The sequence below is a fragment of the Sphingobium chungangianum genome, from assembly GCF_977014255.1.
In genome coordinates this window covers 406237-427058 of record NZ_CDRNIV010000006.1, presented here as the reverse complement: position 1 = coordinate 427058, position 20822 = coordinate 406237, and the positions used below count along the sequence as shown (strand labels likewise).

18 protein-coding genes and 1 pseudogene are annotated in these 20822 nt (G+C 64.1%); 6 read left to right on the top strand and 13 right to left on the bottom strand.

The window, feature by feature from the left end:
• Nucleotides 1–132: 132 nt before the first annotated feature.
• The 10 genes from ACWNC0_RS08970 to ACWNC0_RS08925 form a co-directional block, all read right to left on the bottom strand.
• Entirely contained in the window at nt 133–750 is a 618-nt protein-coding gene (locus tag ACWNC0_RS08970) for a MarC family protein (RefSeq protein ID WP_449471062.1), read from the bottom strand.
• Nucleotides 747–1397 carry a hypothetical protein gene (locus tag ACWNC0_RS08965; RefSeq protein WP_449471061.1) on the bottom strand — a complete coding sequence of 217 codons (651 nt, stop codon included), beginning with the start codon at nt 1395–1397 and terminating at the stop codon, nt 747–749. The genes ACWNC0_RS08970 and ACWNC0_RS08965 overlap by 4 nt, the downstream gene beginning before the upstream one ends.
• The gene (gene folD / locus ACWNC0_RS08960; protein ID WP_449471059.1) at nt 1394–2287 is read right to left on the bottom strand and encodes a bifunctional methylenetetrahydrofolate dehydrogenase/methenyltetrahydrofolate cyclohydrolase FolD; all 894 of its coding nucleotides are present in this window, start codon (nt 2285–2287) and stop codon (nt 1394–1396) included. Before folD ends, ACWNC0_RS08965 begins: the two co-directional genes overlap by 4 nt.
• Nucleotides 2284–2607, bottom strand: coding sequence for a DUF167 family protein (locus ACWNC0_RS08955; RefSeq protein ID WP_449471057.1), 324 nt, complete (start codon nt 2605–2607; stop codon nt 2284–2286). The genes folD and ACWNC0_RS08955 overlap by 4 nt, the downstream gene beginning before the upstream one ends.
• Nucleotides 2604–2894 carry a YggT family protein gene (locus tag ACWNC0_RS08950; RefSeq protein WP_196225267.1) on the bottom strand — a complete coding sequence of 97 codons (291 nt, stop codon included), beginning with the start codon at nt 2892–2894 and terminating at the stop codon, nt 2604–2606. Before ACWNC0_RS08950 ends, ACWNC0_RS08955 begins: the two co-directional genes overlap by 4 nt.
• Before the next feature lie 155 nt (nt 2895–3049).
• A complete protein-coding gene (gene argB / locus ACWNC0_RS08945; protein ID WP_230463238.1) occupies nt 3050–3955 on the bottom strand; it encodes an acetylglutamate kinase in 906 nt (301 codons plus the stop codon).
• Nucleotides 3956–4144: 189 nt separating this feature from the next.
• The gene (locus tag ACWNC0_RS08940) at nt 4145–5659 is read right to left on the bottom strand and encodes a Ppx/GppA phosphatase family protein (RefSeq protein ID WP_449471055.1); all 1515 of its coding nucleotides are present in this window, start codon (nt 5657–5659) and stop codon (nt 4145–4147) included.
• 6 nt (nt 5660–5665) lie between these two features.
• Nucleotides 5666–7804, bottom strand: a complete 2139-nt coding sequence (locus tag ACWNC0_RS08935) for an RNA degradosome polyphosphate kinase (RefSeq protein ID WP_449471053.1) — start codon at nt 7802–7804, stop codon at nt 5666–5668.
• A gap of 10 nt (nt 7805–7814) precedes the next feature.
• Nucleotides 7815–8447 carry a chromosomal replication initiator DnaA gene (locus ACWNC0_RS08930; RefSeq protein WP_449471051.1) on the bottom strand — a complete coding sequence of 211 codons (633 nt, stop codon included), beginning with the start codon at nt 8445–8447 and terminating at the stop codon, nt 7815–7817.
• Complete coding sequence (locus ACWNC0_RS08925; protein WP_449474582.1) at nt 8444–9646, bottom strand: heavy-metal-associated domain-containing protein; 1203 nt, start codon at nt 9644–9646, stop codon at nt 8444–8446. Before ACWNC0_RS08925 ends, ACWNC0_RS08930 begins: the two co-directional genes overlap by 4 nt.
• A gap of 184 nt (nt 9647–9830) precedes the next feature.
• Between ACWNC0_RS08925 and purM the strand changes: the two genes are divergently transcribed.
• The 5 genes and pseudogenes from purM to nadB all read left to right on the top strand — a co-directional run bounded on the left by purM (nt 9831) and on the right by nadB (nt 15052).
• Complete coding sequence (gene purM / locus ACWNC0_RS08920; protein ID WP_449471049.1) at nt 9831–10925, top strand: phosphoribosylformylglycinamidine cyclo-ligase; 1095 nt, start codon at nt 9831–9833, stop codon at nt 10923–10925.
• Between the two features lie 109 nt (nt 10926–11034).
• A complete protein-coding gene (gene purN / locus ACWNC0_RS08915; RefSeq protein WP_449471047.1) occupies nt 11035–11985 on the top strand; it encodes a phosphoribosylglycinamide formyltransferase in 951 nt (316 codons plus the stop codon).
• Nucleotides 11986–12057: 72 nt separating this feature from the next.
• On the top strand, nt 12058–12996 hold the full coding sequence (locus ACWNC0_RS08910) for an ABC transporter ATP-binding protein (protein ID WP_449471045.1): 939 nt from the start codon (nt 12058–12060) through the stop codon (nt 12994–12996).
• A complete protein-coding gene (locus ACWNC0_RS08905; protein WP_449471043.1) occupies nt 12993–13445 on the top strand; it encodes an endonuclease domain-containing protein in 453 nt (150 codons plus the stop codon). The genes ACWNC0_RS08910 and ACWNC0_RS08905 overlap by 4 nt, the downstream gene beginning before the upstream one ends.
• A 4-nt stretch (nt 13446–13449) precedes the next feature.
• Nucleotides 13450–15052 (top strand): annotated as a pseudogene (nadB, locus tag ACWNC0_RS08900) (L-aspartate oxidase).
• A gap of 11 nt (nt 15053–15063) precedes the next feature.
• On the opposite strand, the gene ACWNC0_RS08895 reads toward nadB, so the two are convergent.
• Nucleotides 15064–15882 (bottom strand): alpha/beta fold hydrolase, encoded by an 819-nt coding sequence (locus tag ACWNC0_RS08895; protein WP_449474581.1) that lies wholly within the window; start codon nt 15880–15882, stop codon nt 15064–15066.
• Between the two features lie 185 nt (nt 15883–16067).
• On the opposite strand from ACWNC0_RS08895, the gene ACWNC0_RS08890 reads away from it, so the two are divergent.
• Nucleotides 16068–17213: a serine hydrolase gene (locus ACWNC0_RS08890; RefSeq protein WP_449471042.1), complete on the top strand. Its 1146-nt coding sequence runs from the start codon at nt 16068–16070 to the stop codon at nt 17211–17213.
• 7 nt (nt 17214–17220) lie between these two features.
• Here ACWNC0_RS08890 and ACWNC0_RS08885 read toward each other — a convergent pair whose 3' ends face one another.
• Both ACWNC0_RS08885 and metH read right to left on the bottom strand, forming a co-directional pair.
• A complete protein-coding gene (locus ACWNC0_RS08885; RefSeq protein ID WP_449471040.1) occupies nt 17221–18087 on the bottom strand; it encodes an SGNH/GDSL hydrolase family protein in 867 nt (288 codons plus the stop codon).
• Nucleotides 18088–18100: 13 nt separating this feature from the next.
• The gene (gene metH, locus ACWNC0_RS08880; protein ID WP_449471038.1) at nt 18101–20698 is read right to left on the bottom strand and encodes a methionine synthase; all 2598 of its coding nucleotides are present in this window, start codon (nt 20696–20698) and stop codon (nt 18101–18103) included.
• Nucleotides 20699–20822 lie beyond the last annotated feature (124 nt).

The following is a 20822-nucleotide window of genomic DNA, read 5'->3' as shown; positions in this document are numbered from 1 at the left end:
TAATCGTCACCCCGGACTTGATCCGGGGTCCCGCTTCTTGTCTGACGCTGCCGAGGCACGGGACCCTGGGTCGAGCCCGGGGTGACGAGAAGGAGCCTAAATGCGGATGCTTCCGCGTACGACTATCACGCTCTAAAAGCTCGCCTTCAACCCATCGATCACGAACTGCGCGGCCAGCGCCGCCAGCAGAACGCCCAACAGCCGGGTAATCACTGCCTCGATCTTGCTGCCCAGCCGCGCCATGATCGGCCCAGCGGCCAGCAATGCGCCCAGCATCAGCACCAGCGTCACCAGCACCGCGCCCATGACGACCAGCCGCTCGCCGAGTCCTTCGGCCTGCGACATCAGCAGCATCACAGTGGCGATCGATCCCGGTCCCGCGATCATCGGCATCGCCATCGGGAAAACCGACACATCCTCGACCTCAGGCGTCTCGGCGATCTTGTGCGCGCGGTCCTCGCGCCTTTGGGTGCGCTTTTCGAACACCATGTCCATCGCGATGATGAACAGCATGATCCCGCCCGCGATCCGGAAGCTGTCGAGTGCGATGCCCAACACCCCCAGCAGCTGCTTCCCCCACAGCGCAAAGATAAACAGGATCACCGCCGCGATGCCAACCGCGCGGATCGCCATCGCCCGCCGCTGCGCATGGCTCGCCCCGGTCGTCAGGCTGGCATAGATAGGCGCGCAGCCGGGCGGATCGATGACCACGAACAGCGTGACAAAGGCGGAGATGAACAGCTCGATCATGCTCCGGGCGCCGCCACCCTGTCGTCGATCACAAGGTCATAGCCGGTCCCGTTCCAGACCCGCACGCTGACATGGCGGCTGCCATCAGGCGCAACCTCCGCATTCCACAACAGGCTTTCATCGGCAGGTGGCACTGCTGCTTTCGCCTTGGCTCCCACCACCTCAGGCGCTTTGCCCCGCTTGCAGGTGGCGACCTTCCCCACCAGAAACTCCGACGCAGGACGCGGCGCGGCCAGCGTATCGCCATGATCCAGCACCCATTCCCACGCGCCCCGCTTGTCCCGCCGCCAGATCGTCGTGAAATAGCCGACCGTTCCATCCGGCCGCCGCCAATTGCCTGTGCTCGCCGCCAGATTGCCGTCGCACGACACATATATGGTGGACGGCGTCCAGCTCACCGGCTTTGGCGGATCGGCGCGGCCCTTCAACCATTGCTTCGCCAGCACCCGCTGCGGCACGAACATCACCGCATCCTCGGCAGCGGTCTCGCGAAAGGCGGTCCATTGCCCCTTGTCACGCGCCAAACGGTTGAAGGCGATTTCGGCGGCGAAGACGGAACTGGGATCAGGCTGATGCCGTATCGGCGGCCGCGCCGCGACCAGCCCGATAAGGCAAGCCGCGATCAGGACGGCCCGCCTTGCCGTCACAGCCCCTCCGGCTTTGCCAGCCCCGCGCGCGCATGAGCCGCCACCAGCGTATTGCGCAGCAGCACCGCGATCGTCATCGGCCCCACCCCACCCGGCACCGGGGTAATCGCCCGCACATGGGCCAGCGCTTCCGCCGTGGCGACGTCGCCGACGATTCGGCTCTTGCCATCCTCGGTATCCGTCACGCGGTTGATGCCCACGTCGATGACGGTGGCGCCCGGCTTGATCCATTCGCCCTTCACCATCTCGGCACGGCCCACCGCCGCCACCACGATGTCGGCGCGATGCACGACCGAAGCCAGGTCCCGCGTGCGGCTATGCGCGATGGTCACAGTGCAATTCTCAGCCAGCAGCAATTGCGCCATCGGCTTGCCCACGATGTTGGAGCGGCCCACGACTACCGCCTCCATGCCTGACAGGTCGCCCAACTCATCCTTCAACAGCATGATGCAGCCCAGCGGCGTGCAGGGCACCAGCGCCTCCTGCCCCGTCGCCAGCCGCCCGGAATTGACGACATGAAACCCGTCCACATCCTTGGCCGGGTCGACCGTGCCGATCACCGCCGCCTCGTCAATATGGTCGGGCAGCGGCAATTGGACGAGGATGCCGTCCACCCGGTCATCGGCGTTCAATTCCTCGACCAGTTCGAGCAACGCATCCTCGCCGATGCTGGCGGGCAGCTTGAACTCCAGGCTTTCCATGCCCGCCTCGACCGTCATCTTGCCCTTGTTGCGGACATAGACGGAACTGGCCGGGTCCTCGCCCACCAGCACGACGGCCAGCCCCGGCTTGCGCCCCGTACGTTCGACAAAGGCGGCGACGCCCTCCGCCACTTTCGCGCGCAGCGTGGCGGCGAAGGCTTTTCCGTCGATGATCTTGCCGATGGTCATGCTGCCTCAACCCGTTCCTTGATGATGGCGGACAGGCGCGCCAGCGCGTCGACACCGCCCTTGATACGAAGCCGCTTTAGCCGGTTGCTGTCACCCGATTCCAGTGAAATCGCGCTACGTGGCCAGTCTAGCCCCTTGGCGAGCAGCGCAATGAGCGCCGCGTTCGCCCTGCCCTTTTCCGCGACGGCGCGGACGCGCGCGCCCAGCCATTGCGCACCCTTCTCATCCGTCCAGCACCCGCCAATATCTTCACGCGCCGCGCCTGGCGTCAACCGGACAGAGAGCAGCAGGTCGTTTCCGTCCTGCCTCCAGACGCTCACACCAGCCCGAAGAGCGGCGGCAATATGGCCTGTCGGATGATGAGGATGGCGAGCAGCACGACCATCGGCGACAGGTCGAGCGCGCCAAGGTCAGGCATCACCCTTCGGATCGGATTGTAGATCGGCGCCGTCATCCGGTCGAGCGCCACGATGATCGTGCGCACGATATCGCTGGACGTGTTGATGACATTGAAGGCGATCAACCAGCTCATGATCGCCTGGATGATGATGATCCACCACAGCACATCGAGCAGGATGACAATGATCTGATAGAGCGCGTAGGCCATGCGGTCTCCAAATTGACTGCCGCTGCTCTAGCCGAGCGGGGGAGGCCGCGACAAGGGTTCCTGTCGTCATCCCAGCGGAAGCTGGGATCTCAGGAGAGGAAGCGCGACGCCGCCCGAGATCCCAGCTTTCGCTGGGATGACGGTGCGAGAATCCCTCACCGCCGCACTAAAGTACCCGCACCCCGCTTCGTGAAAATCTCCAGCAGCATCGCATGCGGCACCCGTCCGTCGAGAATGACAGCAGCGTCCACGCCGCCCTCGACCGCCTTCACGCAGGTTTCCAGCTTCGGGATCATGCCGCCGCTGATCGTGCCATCCTCTTGCAGCACCTTGATCGCCGCCGGGTCGAGGTCAGTCAGCAACTGCCCCTGCTTGTCCAGCACGCCCGCGACATCGGTCAGCAGGAAGAAGCGCGAAGCCTGAAGCTCCGCCGCGATCGCGCCCGCCATCGTGTCGGCATTCACATTATAGGTGTGTCCGTCAGCGCCAATGCCCACCGGCGCAATGACCGGGATGATGCCGCTCTGCGTCAGCGTGTCCAGGATCGACCGGTCGACCTTCACCGGATCGCCGACAAAGCCCAGGTCGACATTGCGCTCAATCCCCGAATTGGGATCGGGCGCCCGCGTATCGCCGACCTTCTCGCACAGGACGAGCCCGCCATCCTTGCCGGAAATGCCCACAGCCTTCCCGCCCGCGCCGGAAATCCAGCCGACGATTTCCTTGTTGATGGAACCCGCCAGCACCATCTCGGCGATCTGCGCCGTTTCCCTGTCGGTGACGCGCAGGCCGTTCACGAAATGCGATTCGACGCCCAGCTTCTTGAGCATCGCGCCGATCTGCGGCCCGCCACCATGCACGACGACGACATTGATGCCGACCGCCTTCATCAGCACCACGTCCTCGGCGAAATCGCGCGCTGCCTCGGGATCGCCCATCGCATGGCCACCATATTTCACGACGAACGTCTGCCCCGCATATCGCTGCATATAAGGCAGCGCCTCCACGAGCGTTTCGGCCTTGGCGAGGAGAGCGGGGTCGGGGGCGTGCTTGCTGTTCATGGGCGCGCGCAATAGGGCCTTATAGATGCGGGGGCAAGTTGGGCAATTTCCCCTCTCCCCTTCAGGGGAGAGGGTGCCGAGCGTAGCGAAGGCGGGAGAGGGGCCTGTTAGACCTTGGCGTTGCTCCCCTCTCCCCAGCCCTCTCCCCCTAAAGGAGAGAGGGAGAGAGTCCCCCCTTCACACACCCACTCACCAGGCCATCCGGTACTTGACCCCCATGGCCTGCGCCAGATGCCGCTGCCGCCGCTCGACCGCCTCGCCGAACAGGTCCATGTCCACGCCTTTCAGCCGCAGTTCGAGCGTGTCGCCCAACATCTCCAGCTTCGACGCCAGCAAAGGCCCCTCGACCCCGCCCGACAGCCGCTGGCCAAGACGGATAGCCAGCCCCCACAAAGTCGCCCTTTTGAGCGCTGCGGCAGAAGCCAGTTCGCCAATGCCTGGGACAGGGGCAGCAGCTCCACCGAAATTGCTATGCAACGCCTGCGCCAGCATCACCCGTTCGCAGGCCGTAATGCCCACCCAATTGCTGTGCAGGGCAATCTCCACCCCACGTTCCGCGCGGAAATCCGGATTGGCGCGCCAACCCACATCGGCCAGCAGGCAAGCCGCCCGGCGGATGCGCCGCCAGGACGGCTCATCGTCGCGGAACAGCGGCCCGATCCAGCGGTCGATCATGTCGCCATGGCCCGCGAAGCGCCCCTGCGCCTCGCCCTCCGCCTCCGCCGCCACCAGCAGCGGATCATGCGTACGAATGTCAGCGGGCAGATCCTCGAACAGCAGCCCTTCGCGCAGGCCATAGGCCGACACGACCAGTTCACTGGACTTCAACTGCCGGACGACGACCGACAGCAGCGCCGCCGCATCGGGCAAAGTCGGCACGCGCGATCCGGTGATCGACGGAATATCCTTCAACCGCGCCCGGCCCACATGGGACACGATTCGCGTCAGCTGCTCTGCGCGCGCGGCGGGCATCGCATATTGATGCACCACCGGCAGCGGAAAGTTGGTCAGCTGCATGTCGAACCGGGCCAGAGCGCGCCACGACCCGCCCACCAGATAGAAGGGCAGGTCAGGTCCGGCATTCCAGCCCGCCTTCGCCAGCATCTTCTTCACCTGCCGTTCCAGAACGGCTGGCCCCTTCGCCCGGATCTGCGGCAGGCGCAGCACGCCCAGCGGCAGCGATATCGTCTCATGCACCGCGCCGTCGCGTACCCGCGCCAGTTCCAGACTGCCGCCGCCCAGATCGCCAAGAATGCCGTCCGCGCCGGGGATGCCCGACAGAACGCCATAGGCCGCCGCAACCGCCTCCTGCCTCCCGGACAGCAACTCGACTTCGAGGCCCATGTCCTTGGCGCGCAGGATGAACTCTTCGCCATTGGCGGCATCACGCACGGCGGCGGTGGCGACGCAGCGCACGTCCCGCACCTCCATCTCGCGGCACAGATGGGCAAAGCGCCCTACCGCCCGCAATCCGCGCTCCATGGCTTCCGGCTCGATCCGTCCCGTCCGCCCAAGCGACGCGCCCAGCCCCGCCATTACCTTTTCATTGAACAGGATGAAGGGGATGCGCCGTGGCCCGTCATAGACGACTAAGCGCACGCTGTTGGACCCGATGTCGATGATGGCCGTGCGCGCCTTGGCATGGGCAGGTGAGGTCACCATCGTTTCGGCGATGGCACGCACCTGGCTCAGCATCGAATTCATGACCGTTCAGGCCCGTCCGCGCAGGCGCAATGTCGGCACCGCCCCACTATCCAGCGACGCACCCCGACCCGACAGAGACGGGTTGGTCATGAAATAGCGGTGCAGGTTGAACGGGCGATCGGTCGAATCGACGCGGGCATAATGGCCGTCGCTGTCCAGCTCCCAACTCTGTTCGGTGTCGATCAGGTTGGCGACCATCACCTGGTCCAAAATCTGGTCGTGAACGGTCGGGTTCTCCACAGGGGCAAGAAATTCGACGCGGCGATCAAAGTTCCTCGGCATCCAGTCCGCCGAGCTGATGAACACCTTCGCGCCATTATTGGGCAGCGCCTTGCCATTACCGAAAGCGGTGATGCGGCTATGTTCCAGAAAGCGGCCGACGACCGATTTCACCCGGATATTTTCCGACATGCCCGGCACGCCCGGCCGCAGACAGCAGATGCCGCGCACGATCAGGTCGATCTGCACGCCCGCATTGCTGGCGGCATAGAGTTTCTCGATGATCGCCGGATCGACCAGCGAATTCATCTTGGCCCAGATATCGCCGGGGCGGCCAGCGCGGACATGCTCGATCTCCGCATCGATCAGCTGACAGAGCCGATTGCGCAGGTCGCGCGGGCTCATCACCAGCTTTTCAAGGCTCTGCGGCTCGACATAGCCGGTGATATAGTTGAACAGCGCTGCGGCATCGCGGCCATAGGCGGGATCGGCGGTGAAGAAGCTCAAATCGGTGTAGATGCGCGCGGTGACGGGGTGATAATTGCCCGTGCCGAAATGACAGTAGGTGCGGAACGCCTCTCCCTCCCGCCGGACGACCATCGACACCTTGGCGTGTGTCTTCCAGTCGATGAAGCCATAGACCACCTGCACGCCCGCCCGCTCCAGCGCGTCGGCCCACATCAGGTTCTGCTCTTCATCGAACCGCGCCTTCAGCTCGACCACCGCCGTCACCGACTTGCCCGCCTCCGCCGCGTCGATCAGCGCGCGGATGATCGCCGACTGCTTGCCCGCGCGATACAGCGTCTGCTTGATCGCGACGCAGTCCGGGTCGGACGCAGCTTGTTTCAGGAACGAAACGACGACGTCGAACGCTTCATAGGGGTGGTGGACGACAATGTCCTTCGCCCGGATCGCCGCAAAGCAATCCCCGCCATATTCGCGAATGCGCTCCGGGAAGCGCGGCGCATAGGGTTCGAACTTCAAGTCCGGCCGGTCTTCCTCGACAATGCCGCTCAGGTCGCCGATGCCGACAAAGCCCTCGACCTCGGCAATGATCGCCTCATGCCCCTGAAGCATGTCCTGCAACATTTCCTCGACCGGCTCGGGGATGCGCTCCTCAATCTCCATGCGGATCACGCGGCCCCGGCGGCGGCGCTTGATGGCGCTGCGGAAATAGCGGACCAGATCCTCCGCCTCTTCCTCAATCTCGATGTCGCTGTCGCGGATGATGCGGAACACACCGCTGTTGCGCACCCGATAGCCGGGGAAGAGATCGCCCGAAAAACGGCGGATCACCGCTTCCAAAGCCATGTAGCGCGCAGGCGTGCCCGGCATGCGGACAAAGCGGGCGAGCGAGGACGGGATCATCACCAGTTCGCGGATCGGCTGCTTGTCCGACAGCCTTTCGAGGTCAAAGACGATCGAAAGCCCTTGATTGGGGATGAAAGGAAATGGATGCGCCGGGTCCAGCGCCTGTGGCGTCAGGATCGGAAAAACCTGGCTCAGGAAATGCTCGCGCAGCCATGTCTCGCTGGCCGCATCGATCTCGCTCGCAGGCCCCATGACCTCGATCCCGACCCGCGTCAGCTCACCATGCAGCGCGCCCCAGACCTTCTGCTGCGCCGTCATCAGCCGCGCGGTTTCATCGGTGATCGCGGCAAGTTGCTGCGCGGGGGTCAGCCCATCGGCCGACCGCATATCGACATCCTGCAACTGCTGGCCTTTGAGGCCCGCCACGCGCACGCTGAAAAATTCGTCCAGGTTCGCGCCGGAAATCGACAGGAATCGCAGCCGCTCCAGCAGCGGATGCGCGCGGTTCATCGCCTCTTCCAGCACGCGCTGGTTGAACGCCAGCCAGGACAGCTCCCGGTTGAAATAGCGGTCGGTAGGCAGTGTCAGGCTGGCGGACGGATCAGCTTCGGCCACGTCTCTCTCACTATGATGAGGGGTGCGGATCGTCCGCCACTATAGGCAAGAAACCCGCCGCTTGCAGGCTCTCTTTGGCCATAGCGACAGAAATCTTACGTCCCGATGACAATGCCGCCTCGTTAAGCAGGCGAACAGCCTCGGCAATCGCGGCATAGCTGCGCTCGATCCGGCGCAGCAGCCACTCCGGCAAATCCTGCGCATAACGCGAACCGGCGCGGCCAAGCGCCCGTTCGACAAGCGCCCGGGCAAGCGGCTCGTCCGGCTGTTCGATCGCGACATGCGGCGCGGCGGCAAGGCGCGACCGGAGGTCCGGCAGAGCCACGTCCCACAACGTCGGCGCGCTGTCCCCAATCAGCAGCAGTGGCTTGGCGCTCGTCTGCGCATCATTCCAGGCGTTGAACAGCAGCCGGTCGTCCTGCCCCTGCGCATCGTCGATCACCGTGCCGCCGCTCATCGCGGCGAAACGGCGGCCCAGCATCGATCGCCCCGACCGGGCCGGACCACTCAACACGCTGATCGTCAAAGGCCATTCGCGCCAATTTTCCAGATGGCGGACGGCCACATGATTGGCCTCGCTGACCAGGAAGTCATCGTCCGTCCCCTGCCCTGGCCATTCGAACGGCAGGCTGATCTGGCTCATTGCGGCGCCGATGTTCCCGCTCCCGCAGGCGCCGCGCCGCCCCGCCGAATGCGTAGCACATTTCCGGAACCGGACACGGTGAAGCCCCGCGCCTGAAGCCCGGCACGCAGCGCATCGACGCTGCCGTCGAAGCTGACCTGCATCACGGAAGTTCCACCTAGCGCCAAGCTGCTGGTCGCCGCAGACCTGACGCCCACGATAGACCGCACCGCCGCCTCGCCCTGCGCCACCGATCCTACATCGGGCGTGTCGAACTGGATCGAGACGCCGCTGGTCGTCGCCGACGGCACCGGCGTTTCGGTCGTCTCCAATGACTGTTCGGCCCCATTCTCGATCGCGAGCGCGTCCGGATCGACCGGCTCCTCGATGATCAGCGACGGGTCAAGCCGCAAACGACCGTCATTGAGCGCAGCGGTATAAAGCTGATCGATTCGCCGCGCTGCTTCATCCAGCATCTGCGGGATCGCGCTTTCGGCGGTCGCGCGCAGGGAGAAGCTGCCGATCAACGTATCGTCCGGCCCATAGCGCGCCGTGAAGGTGCCCCTCACCGGACCACCCGGATATTCCCGCTGAAGCCGCGCGATCGGCACCACCACATCGGCCGCGCCATATTGATCCAGCAACACACGCCACCACAAACGGCCACGACGCCCGACCTGCCCGGCATTCAGCAGGATGGGGTCGGCGATCGATCCGGCGACACGCACATAATCGATCGCGCTGTCGCCGGTGCGGAACCGTGCCCAGGCCTTCTGCCACTCATTGATCCGCTCATAGGAAACAGCGGACCCGCCATCCCACATCACCGGAATGACCAGCAGCGGCGGCGAACGCATGACATGGCCGGATACGCCCAGCAGCTGCCCCGTCCGCGCGCGGTCGAACAAAATGCCCAGCGTCGCGATGTAGCGGGTCGGCCCGACCTGCTCATATTCGATCTCCACGCCGGAGATCATCGCCTCAAGCTGCGAATCGGAAAGGTTCGGCACCCCGGCCGCGCCATGGGTGCGCGTCCACAGCATCCGCCAGCCCTGCCGCTGCGCCAGCCGCCAGCCTGCGAGGCGCGCGCTGTTGGCATCCTTGCCCAGCACATCGACCTTGATGCCGCTGACCTGATAATCGCCCCCACTCGCGATCGGCGGCACGCCGCGTTCGCCCTCCATCTGCGCGAACAAGGCCGCGGCAGCGAGGCCCAGCATGATCGCGCCCAGAATCTGGACGGGCCGCGACAAGCGGCGGATCAGCGACGAAGGCCGGAAAATCTGGCTTTGGAAGGCAGTGGACAGGCTCACGCGCGCCCTTTTGGCGAGATTTCCCCCATCTGCCAAGCGGCAACCCATTTGCCGTTCCGTTTTCCGCATCATTGCTATAGTGGGCGCGGGCATGAGCGACACCGAATCCTACAGCTACGCCAAGGCTGGCGTCGATATCGCAGCGGGCAATGCACTGGTCCGCGCCATCGCCCCCTTGGCCAAGGCGACCCGCCGTCCTGGCGCTGATGCTGAACTGGGCGGCTTTGGCGGCTTCTTCGACCTGAAGGCCGCTGGCTATGACGACCCGCTGCTGGTCGCGGCCAATGACGGCGTCGGCACCAAGCTGAAACTCGCGATCGATCATGATCGCCATGACGGCGTGGGCATCGACCTTGTCGCCATGTGCGCCAACGACCTCATCGTGCAGGGCGCCGAGCCGCTTTTCTTCCTCGACTATTACGCCACCGGAAAGCTGGAGAGCGGCGTCGCCGAACGCGTGATCGCGGGCATCGCCGAAGGCTGCAAGCAGGCCGGTTGCGCCCTCATCGGCGGCGAAACCGCCGAAATGCCGGGCATGTACGCCGCCGGTGACTATGATCTCGCCGGTTTCTGCGTCGGCGCGGTGGAGCGCAGCAATGCGCTCACCGGCAACAAGGTGAAGGCAGGCGACGTCCTGCTCGGCCTCACCTCCTCGGGCGTCCACTCCAACGGCTTCTCGCTCGTCCGCCGCCTCGCCGCAGACAAGGGCTGGAAACTCGACCGCCCGGCCATCTTCGACAATGAAATACTGCTGATCGACGCGCTGATGGCGCCGACGCGCATCTATGTGAAGCCGCTCCTGCCGCTGGTGCGCGGCGGCAAGATCAATGCGCTCGCCCACATCACCGGCGGCGGCCTGCTCGAAAACATCCCCCGCGTCCTGCCCGAAGGCTGTCATGCCGTGGTCGATGCCGACGGCTGGGAACAGCCGCGCCTGATGGCGTTCCTGCAAGCGCAGGGCCATATCGAGCCGGAGGAAATGGCCCGCACCTTCAACTGCGGCGTCGGCATGGTGCTCGCAGTGGATGCTGACGCGGCGGACGCTGTCACCGCCGAACTCGAAGCCGCTGGCGAAACCGTCGTCCGCGTCGGCGTTGTAGAGGCTGGCGAAAAGGGCTGCACCGTCAAGGGAAGCCAGGAGACCTGGAGCGCCAAGGCCGACTGGACTGCCACGCATCTGGGTTAATCAGAAGGCCGAGATAAGAATAACCGTTCGCCCTGAGCTTGTCGAAGGGCTTCACTTCTCTTCAAAGAAAGGGAGGGGCTTCGACAAGCTCAACCCGAACGGGGATGATATGACAAAGGCCAAAGTCGGCATCCTGATTTCCGGGCGAGGGTCCAACATGGCGGCGCTGCTCTACGCCGCCAAGCACCCATCCTGCCCCTATGAGATCGTCCTGGTCGCCGCCAACGACCCGCAAGCCGCTGGCCTCATCCTCGCACAAGCGGAAGGCATCCCCACCTTCGCCCAAAGCCACAAGGGGCTAAAGCGCGCCGAGTTTGACCAGATCATCGACGCGCAGCTGCGCAAGGCTGGCGCGGAATATGTCGCGCTAGCCGGGTACATGCGCCTGCTCTCACCTGAGTTCGTCGCTGGCTGGGAAGACCGGATGCTCAACATTCACCCCAGCCTCCTCCCGAAATATAAGGGCCTCGACACCCACCAAAAGGCGCTCGACGCGGGCGATAGCCATGCGGGCTGCTCCGTCCATGTCGTGACCAGCGAGTTGGACGACGGCCCGGTGCTGGCGCAGACGGAAGTCGCCATCCTCCCCGGCGACACCGCCGACAGCCTAGCCGCCCGCATCCTGATCGCCGAACATCAGCTTTATTCCCGCACCCTCGCCGACTTCGTGACCCGCGAGCGCCAGCCCGAATGGCTGCTGGCCAAGGTCCGCGAATGCGCCCTCGCCCTTCCCCAGGCGGATGAGGTGACGTCGCATGGCATGCCCTGTTTCGGCATCGAAAAAGGCAAGAAATTCGCTTATTTCAGCCATGATCATCATGGCGACGGCATCACCGCCCTGCTCGTCAAGACCACAGCGCCCGAAGAACAGGCGATGCTGATCGATAGCGACCCCGCCCGCTATTTCCGCCCCGCCTATTTCGGCGACGGCTGGGTCGGCATCCGCCTCGACCTTGGCGACACCGACTGGAATCATATTGACGACCGGCTGGCAAAAAGCTGGCGGGAAATAGCGCCCAGGAAGCTCATGGGCCTGATGGACGTAGCTGACGAGTTTTGAAAGCACCGTGTTCCTGCGCAGGCAGGAACAGGTGACTTTCATTTTCAGCCGTTCCACTCCACATAAGCCGCCATGACCGACAGCCCCGCCCCCGCCCCCATGCCCGCGATCGAGATCACCAACCTCACCAAAGTCTATGCGGGCGGAAAGCGCGCGCTCGACAATATCAGCCTCACCATCCCGCGCGGTCAGATTTACGGCCTGCTCGGCCCCAATGGCGCGGGCAAGTCGACGACGATCAACATCCTCGCTGGCCTCGTCAACAAGACCAGCGGCACGGCGAAAATCTGGGGTTTCGACATCGACCAGAACCCCCGCAATGCCAAGAACAGCATCGGCATCGTACCGCAGGAAATCGTCTTCGACCCCTTCTTCACGCCGTTCGAGACGCTGGAGAATCAGGCGGGCTATTATGGCGTGCCAAAGGAGCGCCGCCGCTCGATGGAACTGCTGCGCGCTGTCCATCTGGAGGACAAGGCCAACGCCTATGCCCGCACCCTGTCGGGCGGCATGAAGCGCCGTCTGCTGGTGGCAAAGGCCATGGTCCACTCACCCCCGATCCTCGTGCTGGACGAGCCGACCGCAGGCGTCGATGTCCAGCTTCGCCAGCAGCTCTGGGCCTATGTCCGCGAACTCAATGCGCAGGGCGTGACCATCGTCCTCACCACACACTATCTCGAAGAAGCCGAAGAGCTGTGCGACCGCATCGGCATCATCAACCATGGCCGCCTCATCACCGACAAGCCGACCCGTGAACTGATCGCCATGGCGCAGGAAAAGGTCGTGCAAGTGACGGTCGACCGCGACATCACCGCCGCGCCGGACGCTCCGTGCTTCGAAAAGGTCGAGCTGTCCGACCCGCGCACGCTGACCATCACCTATATGAAGGACCGCGCCAATGCCGGGCAGGTCTTGAGCGCCGTCCAGGCCAACGGCCTCTCGATTGTCGATGTGGTCACGCGAGACCCGGACTTGGAGGATGTCTTCCTCAACCTGACGGCAGCGGCGTGAAGGAAGAACGGCAACCTGCTCCCCCTCCCGCAAGCGGGAGGGGGCCGGGGGGTGGGCCAGCGCGACCTTTCAAAAGCCGAAACACCACCCGCGCCAAATCCCTCAGAAACGAAGCCTCCCCACCAGAACGCCTCCTCTGGCAACACCTCCGCAGCCGTCAGCTAAACGGCCACAAATTCAGCCGCCAAATCCCAATCGGCCCCTACTTCGCGGACTTTCTCTGCCGTGAAGCCAAGCTCATCATAGAACTCGACGGCTCCACCCACGACAACAGAACCGATTATGACGCGCGCCGCGACGCCTATTGCCGCGCCCAAGGCTATTCCATTTTACGCTTCACCAATGCAGATGTGCTGACCAATCTGGAAGGCGTGATGTCCCACATAGTCACCACGCTTGCGCATTTGCCCACCCCCAACCCCTCCCGCCTGCGGGAGGGGAGCGAGTAAGTCCATGCCCACCACCACCCACGACGTCGTCATCATCGGCTCCGGCGCGGCAGGCCTAACCGCCGCCATCAACCTGGCGCAAGACCGCAAGGTCATCGTCCTCGCCAAAGCCGCCCTCGACAGCGGCTCGACCAACTGGGCGCAGGGCGGCATCGCCGCCGTCCTCGACGCAGGCGACAGTTTCGAAGCCCATGTCAACGACACCATGGTCGCAGGCGCAGGCCTCAACAATCGCGAAACGGTGGAGCTGGTCGTATCCGAAGCCCCCGCCGCCATCGATCGGCTGGCGGCGCTCGGCGTCCCCTTCAACGGCGGCGAGGAATTTGGCGAACGGTGGCACCTGACGCGGGAGGGCGGGCACAGCCATCGCCGCATCGTCCATGTCGACGACGCCACCGGCCACGCCGTGCAGGTCGCCCTGCTCAAGGCCGCCCGCGCCAATCCCAACATCACCCTGCTGGAGGATATGGTCGCGATCGACCTCATCACCTCCCGCCATGGCGAGCGCTATTCGGGCGACGGTCATGTCTGGGGCGTCTACGCCTTCAACAAGCGGACCAAGCATGTCGATGCCCTGCTGGGCAAGGCGACGATCCTCTGCACCGGCGGCGCGGGCCGTACCTATCTCTTCTCCACCGCCCCACGCGGCGCGACTGGCGACGGCATCGCCATGGCCTGGCGCGCGGGCTGCCGCGTCTCCAACATGGAGATGAACCAGTTCCACCCGACCTGCCTCTACAATCTGGAGGTCAAGAATTTCCTGATCACCGAAGCGGTGCGCGGCGAAGGCGGGCATCTGAAGCTCCCCCGGCGTTCCCGGCGGCGGCGAGCGCTTCATGCCCCGCTTCGACCCGCGCGCCGAACTCGCCCCGCGCGATGTCGTCGCCCGCGCCATCGACCATGAAATCAAGCGGCTCGGCCTCGATTATGTCCATCTCGACATCAGTCACAAGGAACCGGAGTTCGTCAGGCACCATTTCCCGACCATCTACGCCCGGCTGCTCGATCTCGACATCGACATCACCAAGGAACCGATCCCGGTCGTCCCGGCGCAGCATTATACCTGCGGCGGTGTCATCATCGATCTTGACGGCCGCACCGACATGCCCGGGCTTTATGCCGCTGGCGAAGTCACCGAAAGCGGCCTTCACGGCGCCAACCGTCTGGCCTCCAACTCGCTGCTCGAATGTTTCGTCTTCGGCGAGACGGCGGCTCGGCACATCCGCGCCCATTGGGACGATCTGCCCGCACCCCCGCCAATCCGGCCATGGGACGAAAGCCGCGTCACCAATTCCGATGAAGAGGTCATCGTCCAGCACAACTGGAAGGAAATCCGCCGCTTCATGTGGGACTATGTCGGCATCGTCCGCACCACCAAACGGCTGGAACGGGCGCAACACCGCATCGATCTGCTCGCCAAGGAAGTGGACGAATATTACGGCCATTTCCGCGTGACGCCCGACCTAATCGAACTGCGCAACCTGCTGGAAGTCGCCCGCCTAGTCGTCCGCTCTGCGCTCCGCCGCAAGGAAAGCCGGGGCCTGCACTACACGCTCGACTATCCCGACATGCTGCCTGAGGCCGTGGACACGGTGCTCGCACCCTGACGGTGGGCGGCTCAACTGGACAGGAATTGCTTCACCGCCGCGCTGAACCGCGCGGGCTGATCCGCCATGATGACATGGCCGCCCGGCCCGATCGGCGTCAGCGTCAAATCCTTCTTGGCAGCATAGGCCGCGCGAAAGTTTCGACCGATCTGCGCCGCTTGGGCGGCATCGGATCCGGTGGCGTAAACAACGTCCATAGGCACGCTGATGCGGCCAAGCTGCGGCCCAAGGTCGATATTGGCGAGGTCGCGAAGGGCATTGGCAATGACGTCCGGGTCACTCCCCCTCGCACCCGGAGCTTGCGCCAATATCTGCGCAAGGTAACTCCGCCCCGCCTTGGTCCCCGTGAAATATTGGCTGAGTTGGTCGGCGAGATAGCCCATGCCGCGCGCCGTGCCGCCCACCATGGCAGCGCCGTCCGGCAGCATATCGACCACCATCAATCGGCCCGCCACGCCCTTCAGCCCCAGCATCATAGCCAGCGTACCGCCCATGGAATGTCCCACGACCGCTGGCCGCCGCAGCCCTACCGAACTGATGTAGCGCGCAATCTCATCCGCCAGCGGCTGGATCAAGGGGCCGCTCACATTGGCATCGGCCGCCAATCCCGCAAAGCCACGCACATGGACGAGGTGCCAGCGATAGCCCGGCAAAGCCGCCATCACGCCGTTCCACAGCCCCGGCCCGCTCGCCAAACCCGCTATCAATATCACGTCGCGTCCGGTGCCCCGAACGGTCACGGCGATCCTGCGCGATGCAAACGGAGCAGCCATAGCCGTGCTGCCGAACATCAGCGCGCCCGCCACAGCCGCGCCGCCCAGCAGGAGCATTCGCCGGTCCAAAACCTCTATGTTCATCTCGTCTCCATCCCCGGTCGCGGCTTAACCTTAACTGAGCGCAAGAAGCATTCCGTTCAGACTCCTTACATCGCAATTGTGGAATCATTCGTCGCATGAACCTTGTCAGTCGGAAGGCTCGCGCCACCAAGAGAGGTAGGGAGAGCGCGGGGACGCAGATGAAGAATGGAAATGACGGGCGCGACACGCGTCCTTATGGCGGTTCGGCCCGTCTTGTCTTGTTGATGGCGGCGCTTTCGGCTTGTGTCAGCGCGCCTGTGGAACCTCATGCGCGCGCCACGCAGCGGGTGCAGCCGACGACGTCGACCTTCCCCATCAAGCCTGTCGCCAATCCGCCAAAACCTTTCCAGGCGCTGGACGTCGATCAACGCGAAACGCCGCCCCCCGCTCTCGTCAGCGTCGTTCGTAACCTGGGCCAGAGCTTCAGCGGAAAAGTCGGCATCGCCGTTCGCCGTATCGGCAGCGACTGGACGGTCGCGTGGAATGGCAACTCGCTTTTCCCGCAGCAGAGCGTGTCGAAGCTCTGGGTATCGATGACGTTCCTCGACGCGGTGGATCGCGGCAAGATTCGCCTGTCTGATTCGGCGACGATCACGCGGAAAGACCTGACCCTGTTCCACCAGCCAAGTGCTGCGCTGGTGGGGAACAGCGGATGGACGACGACCTATTCCGACCTGATGCGCCGCGCGATGACGCAAAGCGACAATACGGCGAACGACACCCTGCTGCGCGCGGTTGGCGGGCCGGAGGCTGTGCGGTCCTATCTGTCCCGGCGCTACATCAAGGATATCCGCTTCGGGCCGGGCGAACGGCTGCTACAGGCGACGACCGCAGGTCTGGAGTGGCGGCAGGATTATTCTATCGGCCGCAATTTTTACGCGGCTCGCGCCAAATTGCCGATGGCCGCGCGAGCGAAGGCGCTCGACAATTATCTCGCCAGCCCGCCTGATGGCGCCGCGCCCTCTTCGATCGTGCAGGCGCTCGCCAAGCTCAAGGAAGGCAGCATGCTGTCCCCCGCTTCGGCCCAATTGCTGATGTCCATCATGAGCGAAGCCAAAACCGGGCCGCAGCGGATCAAGGGCGGCGTGCCCGCTGGCTGGCATTATCTGCACAAGACCGGGACCGGGCAGGAACTGGGCGCTCGCTCGACCGGCTTCAACGACGTCGGCATCATGACGGCGCCAGACGGGACAAGCTATGCGGTCGCGGTAATGATCGGCAGCACGACCGAATCGATCCCGACGCGCTGGCAACTCATGCAGGCGGTGGCAAAGGCCGTGGCCGCGAACCACGAAAAGCGGTAACGCCGCCTTAGCGATCAAGCATCCTGTCGAGCGCGGCGGCAATCGCCGTCATGCCCGGCAGCGTGGGATGATAGGGTGCGCTGACCGGCTTGCCGCCTTGCACCGGATAACCGTCCATCCACGGGTCCGGTGCACAGACGTCGTGACCGACGGTAAGGCGCGAGGCCGCAAGAATGGATGAGCCGGTATCCCGCGCCACGCGCGCCGTCAGCGCGGCCAGCCGTTTCGCCATGGCCCGCGCCATCTCCGCATCTTGAGGAGAAACCGGCGTGGCGGCACAAAGGCCTTTCCCCGGAAGCACCACAGGATAATCGACCCATATCAGCCTGGCCTTGGACGCGCGCTGTCGCACTTCGGCCGCTATCCGACGGAGGGCGGCTTCCAGCGCCGTCCATCTTTCTTCCTTGGGCGCCAGGGTGGGCGGACAGCGAGCCCCGCTCGCCGCATTCACCTGACGGCAGGACGCCCCCATCAGACCCCCGATATAGCCCACGTCATTGCCGCCAATGGTGATGGTGACGAGCCGCGTTTCCTCCGTCAGTGCTTCGATCTGCGGGCGGATGCCTGCCCAACCGTCGAGTACGCCGCCGGTCGTCGCCCCGCTGCAACTGACATCGACCAGCTCCAGCCCGCGCCGCTTTGCAAGCTGCTGCGCATAGTTGTTTGCGGAGCGGGCGCACATGGCCGGTTTGCTGTCCGCGGATGGCGCAATACCAGGCCCTGCGGCGAAGGAACTGCCCATCGCCACATAGACCGATCCCGGAGCAATGCCGCCATCGTACCGAACGCTCTGATCATGCGCGCAGCCGGTGACGGCAGCGACCAACCCCAGCAGGAGAAAGCGAGGGAAGGAAGTTCGGGAAAAACGCCGCATCGGCCCCTGCTCCTCAATCCAGATTTGGCCGCAGCCAACGCTCCGCGGTTTCCAGGTCAATCCCGCGCCGCTGCGCATAATCTTCCAGCTGGTCCCGGCCGACGCGCGCAACGCCGAAATATTCGGCCTGCGCGTGACCGAAGTAGAAGCCGCTGACCGCCGCCGTGGGCAGCATCGCAAAGCTTTCCGTCAGAGTGATCCCGGTCGCATGATGCGCGTCCAGCATGTCGAACAGCAGCGGCTTCAGGCTATGCTCGGGGCAGGCCGGATAGCCGGGAGCCGGACGAATGCCGCGATATTGCTCGCGGATCAGCGCCTCGTTGGTCAGTTGCTCGCCTTCCGCATAGCCCCACAGCGCGGTCCGCACATAATGATGCAGCCGCTCGGCAAAGGCTTCGGCCAACCGGTCCGCCAGCGCCTTCAGAAGAATGTCCGAATAGTCATCGATAGCCGCCTTGAAGCGCGCCAAATGCGGCTCGATGCCATGGATCGACACGGCAAAGCCGCCCATCCAGTCGCCATTGGGACTGATGAAGTCAGCCAGGCACATATTCGCCCGGCCCTCACGCTTGGCGATCTGCTGGCGCAGCATCGGCAGCGTGACGTGCTTTTCATCCTCGACATGGACGATGATGTCATCGCCCTCGCGGCGGCAGGGCCATAGGCCCACGACCCCGCGCGCCGTCAGCCACTTCTCGCTGACGATCTTGTCCAGCATCTTCTGCGCATCGTTGAACAGGCTGGTGGCGCTTTCGCCGACGACCTTGTCCTCAAGGATCGCCGGATAATTGCCCGCCAGTTCCCACGCGCGGAAGAAGGGCGTCCAATCGATATAGTTGATCAGGTCCTTAAGGTCCCAATCGGGGAAGCTGTGAATACCCGGCAGCAGCGGACGGGATGCCTTCAGCGCCTCATCCATTTCAAAAGCATTGGCCCGCGCATCCTCGATCGACAGAAGCTGGCTCTGCCCCTTCCCCTCGCGCGCCTTGCGGACATGCTCATAGTCGTCCTTGGTTTTCTGGACGAAATCGGTCTTCTGCGTTTCGGACACGAGCGCCGTCGCCACGCCGACCGCGCGGCTGGCGTCCAGCACATGGACCACCGGACCCGTGAAAGCCGGGTCGATGCGGAGCGCCGTATGCACGCGAGACGTGGTCGCGCCACCGATCAGCAGCGGCATCGTCATGTTGGCGCGCTGCATTTCCTGCGCCACCGTCACCATCTCATCCAGCGAAGGGGTGATGAGGCCGGAAAGCCCGATCATGTCCGCATCATTCTCATTCGCGGCCTTGATGATGTCCTGCCACGGCACCATCACGCCCATGTCGATCACTTCAAAGCCGTTGCACTGGAGCACGACGCCGACGATGTTCTTGCCGATATCATGCACATCGCCCTTGACGGTCGCCATGATGATCCGGCCCTTGCCCTTCGCGCCGGGCTCCTTCGACGCTTCGATGAAGGGCAGCAAATGCGCGACGGCCTTTTTCATGACGCGTGCGGACTTCACCACCTGCGGCAGGAACATCTTGCCCGCGCCGAACAGGTCGCCCACGACATTCATGCCGTCCATCAGCGGGCCTTCGATCACCTCGATCGGCTTGACGGCGGCGAGGCGGGCTTCCTCCGTATCCTCGACCACATACATGTCGATGCCCTTGACCAGCGCATGTTCCAGCCGCTTGGCGACCGGCCAGCCGCGCCATTCCTCGGCCGCCTTTTCCGACGCCGCGTCCTTGCCCTTGAAGCTTTCGGCAAGCTCCACCAGCCGATCGCCTGCTTCCGGATCGCTGTTCAACAGCACATCCTCGCACGCCTTGCGCAGCGCGGGGTCGATGGCGTCATAGACGTCCAACTGCCCCGCATTGACGATCGCCATGTCCAGACCCGCCGGAATGGCGTGGTAGAGGAACACGCTGTGCATCGCCCGCCGCACCGGCTCATTGCCGCGGAAGGAAAAGCTGAAGTTCGAAAGGCCGCCAGAAATATGGACATGCGGGCAGCGCTTCTTGATCTCGCGGCAGGCCTCGATGAAGTCGACGCCGTAATTATTATGCTCCTCGATCCCCGTCGCCACCGCGAAAATATTGGGGTCGAAGATGATGTCCTCCGGCGGAAAGCCGATCGACATCAACAACTTGTAAGCGCGCTCGCAAATTTCGACCTTGCGCGCCTGCGTATCCGCCTGCCCCGTCTCGTCGAAGGCCATGACGACTACCGCCGCGCCATAGGCCATGCAGAGGCGGGCATGATGCAGGAAAGCCTCCTCGCCTTCCTTCATGCTGATCGAGTTCACGATCGGCTTGCCCGACACGCATTTCAGCCCCGCCTCGATCACTTCCCATTTGGAGCTGTCGATCATCACCGGCACGCGGCTGATGTCCGGCTCCGACGTCATGAGCTTCAAGAAGGTCGTCATCGCCTCGACCGCGTCGAGCAACCCCTCGTCCATGTTCACATCGACGATCTGCGCGCCATTCTCCACCTGATCGCGGGCGATATCGATGGCGGCGGCATAGTCGCCCGCCATGATCAGCTTCTTGAACTTGGCCGATCCGGTGACGTTGGTGCGCTCACCGATGTTGACGAAAGTGGCGGTCGATTGGGTCATTTTCTGAACCTTCTCCCTCTCCCCTTCAGGGGAGAGGGCCGGGGGAGAGGGGAATGCGAGGAGAGGCCGCCTTTACAGGCCCCTCTCCCTAACCCTCTCCCCTAAAGGAGAGAGGGAATTTTGA

What these genes read in the sequence shown, in the direction of transcription:
- ACWNC0_RS08970 (WP_449471062.1), bottom strand. Translation starts at nt 750, where the DNA reads ATGATCGAGCTGTTCATCTCCGCCTTTGTCACGCTGTTCGTGGTCATC.
- folD (WP_449471059.1), bottom strand. Translation starts at nt 2,287, where the DNA reads ATGACCATCGGCAAGATCATCGACGGAAAAGCCTTCGCCGCCACGCTG.
- ACWNC0_RS08950 (WP_196225267.1), bottom strand. Translation starts at nt 2,894, where the DNA reads ATGGCCTACGCGCTCTATCAGATCATTGTCATCCTGCTCGATGTGCTG.
- argB (WP_230463238.1), bottom strand. Translation starts at nt 3,955, where the DNA reads ATGAACAGCAAGCACGCCCCCGACCCCGCTCTCCTCGCCAAGGCCGAA.
- ACWNC0_RS08940 (WP_449471055.1), bottom strand. Translation starts at nt 5,659, where the DNA reads ATGAATTCGATGCTGAGCCAGGTGCGTGCCATCGCCGAAACGATGGTG.
- ACWNC0_RS08930 (WP_449471051.1), bottom strand. Translation starts at nt 8,447, where the DNA reads ATGAGCCAGATCAGCCTGCCGTTCGAATGGCCAGGGCAGGGGACGGAC.
- ACWNC0_RS08925 (WP_449474582.1), bottom strand. Translation starts at nt 9,646, where the DNA reads ATGCTGGGCCTCGCTGCCGCGGCCTTGTTCGCGCAGATGGAGGGCGAA.
- purM (WP_449471049.1), top strand. Translation starts at nt 9,831, where the DNA reads ATGAGCGACACCGAATCCTACAGCTACGCCAAGGCTGGCGTCGATATC.
- purN (WP_449471047.1), top strand. Translation starts at nt 11,035, where the DNA reads ATGACAAAGGCCAAAGTCGGCATCCTGATTTCCGGGCGAGGGTCCAAC.
- ACWNC0_RS08910 (WP_449471045.1), top strand. Translation starts at nt 12,058, where the DNA reads ATGACCGACAGCCCCGCCCCCGCCCCCATGCCCGCGATCGAGATCACC.
- ACWNC0_RS08895 (WP_449474581.1), bottom strand. Translation starts at nt 15,882, where the DNA reads ATGCTCCTGCTGGGCGGCGCGGCTGTGGCGGGCGCGCTGATGTTCGGC.
- ACWNC0_RS08890 (WP_449471042.1), top strand. Translation starts at nt 16,068, where the DNA reads ATGAAGAATGGAAATGACGGGCGCGACACGCGTCCTTATGGCGGTTCG.
- ACWNC0_RS08885 (WP_449471040.1), bottom strand. Translation starts at nt 18,087, where the DNA reads ATGCGGCGTTTTTCCCGAACTTCCTTCCCTCGCTTTCTCCTGCTGGGG.
- metH (WP_449471038.1), bottom strand. Translation starts at nt 20,698, where the DNA reads ATGACCCAATCGACCGCCACTTTCGTCAACATCGGTGAGCGCACCAAC.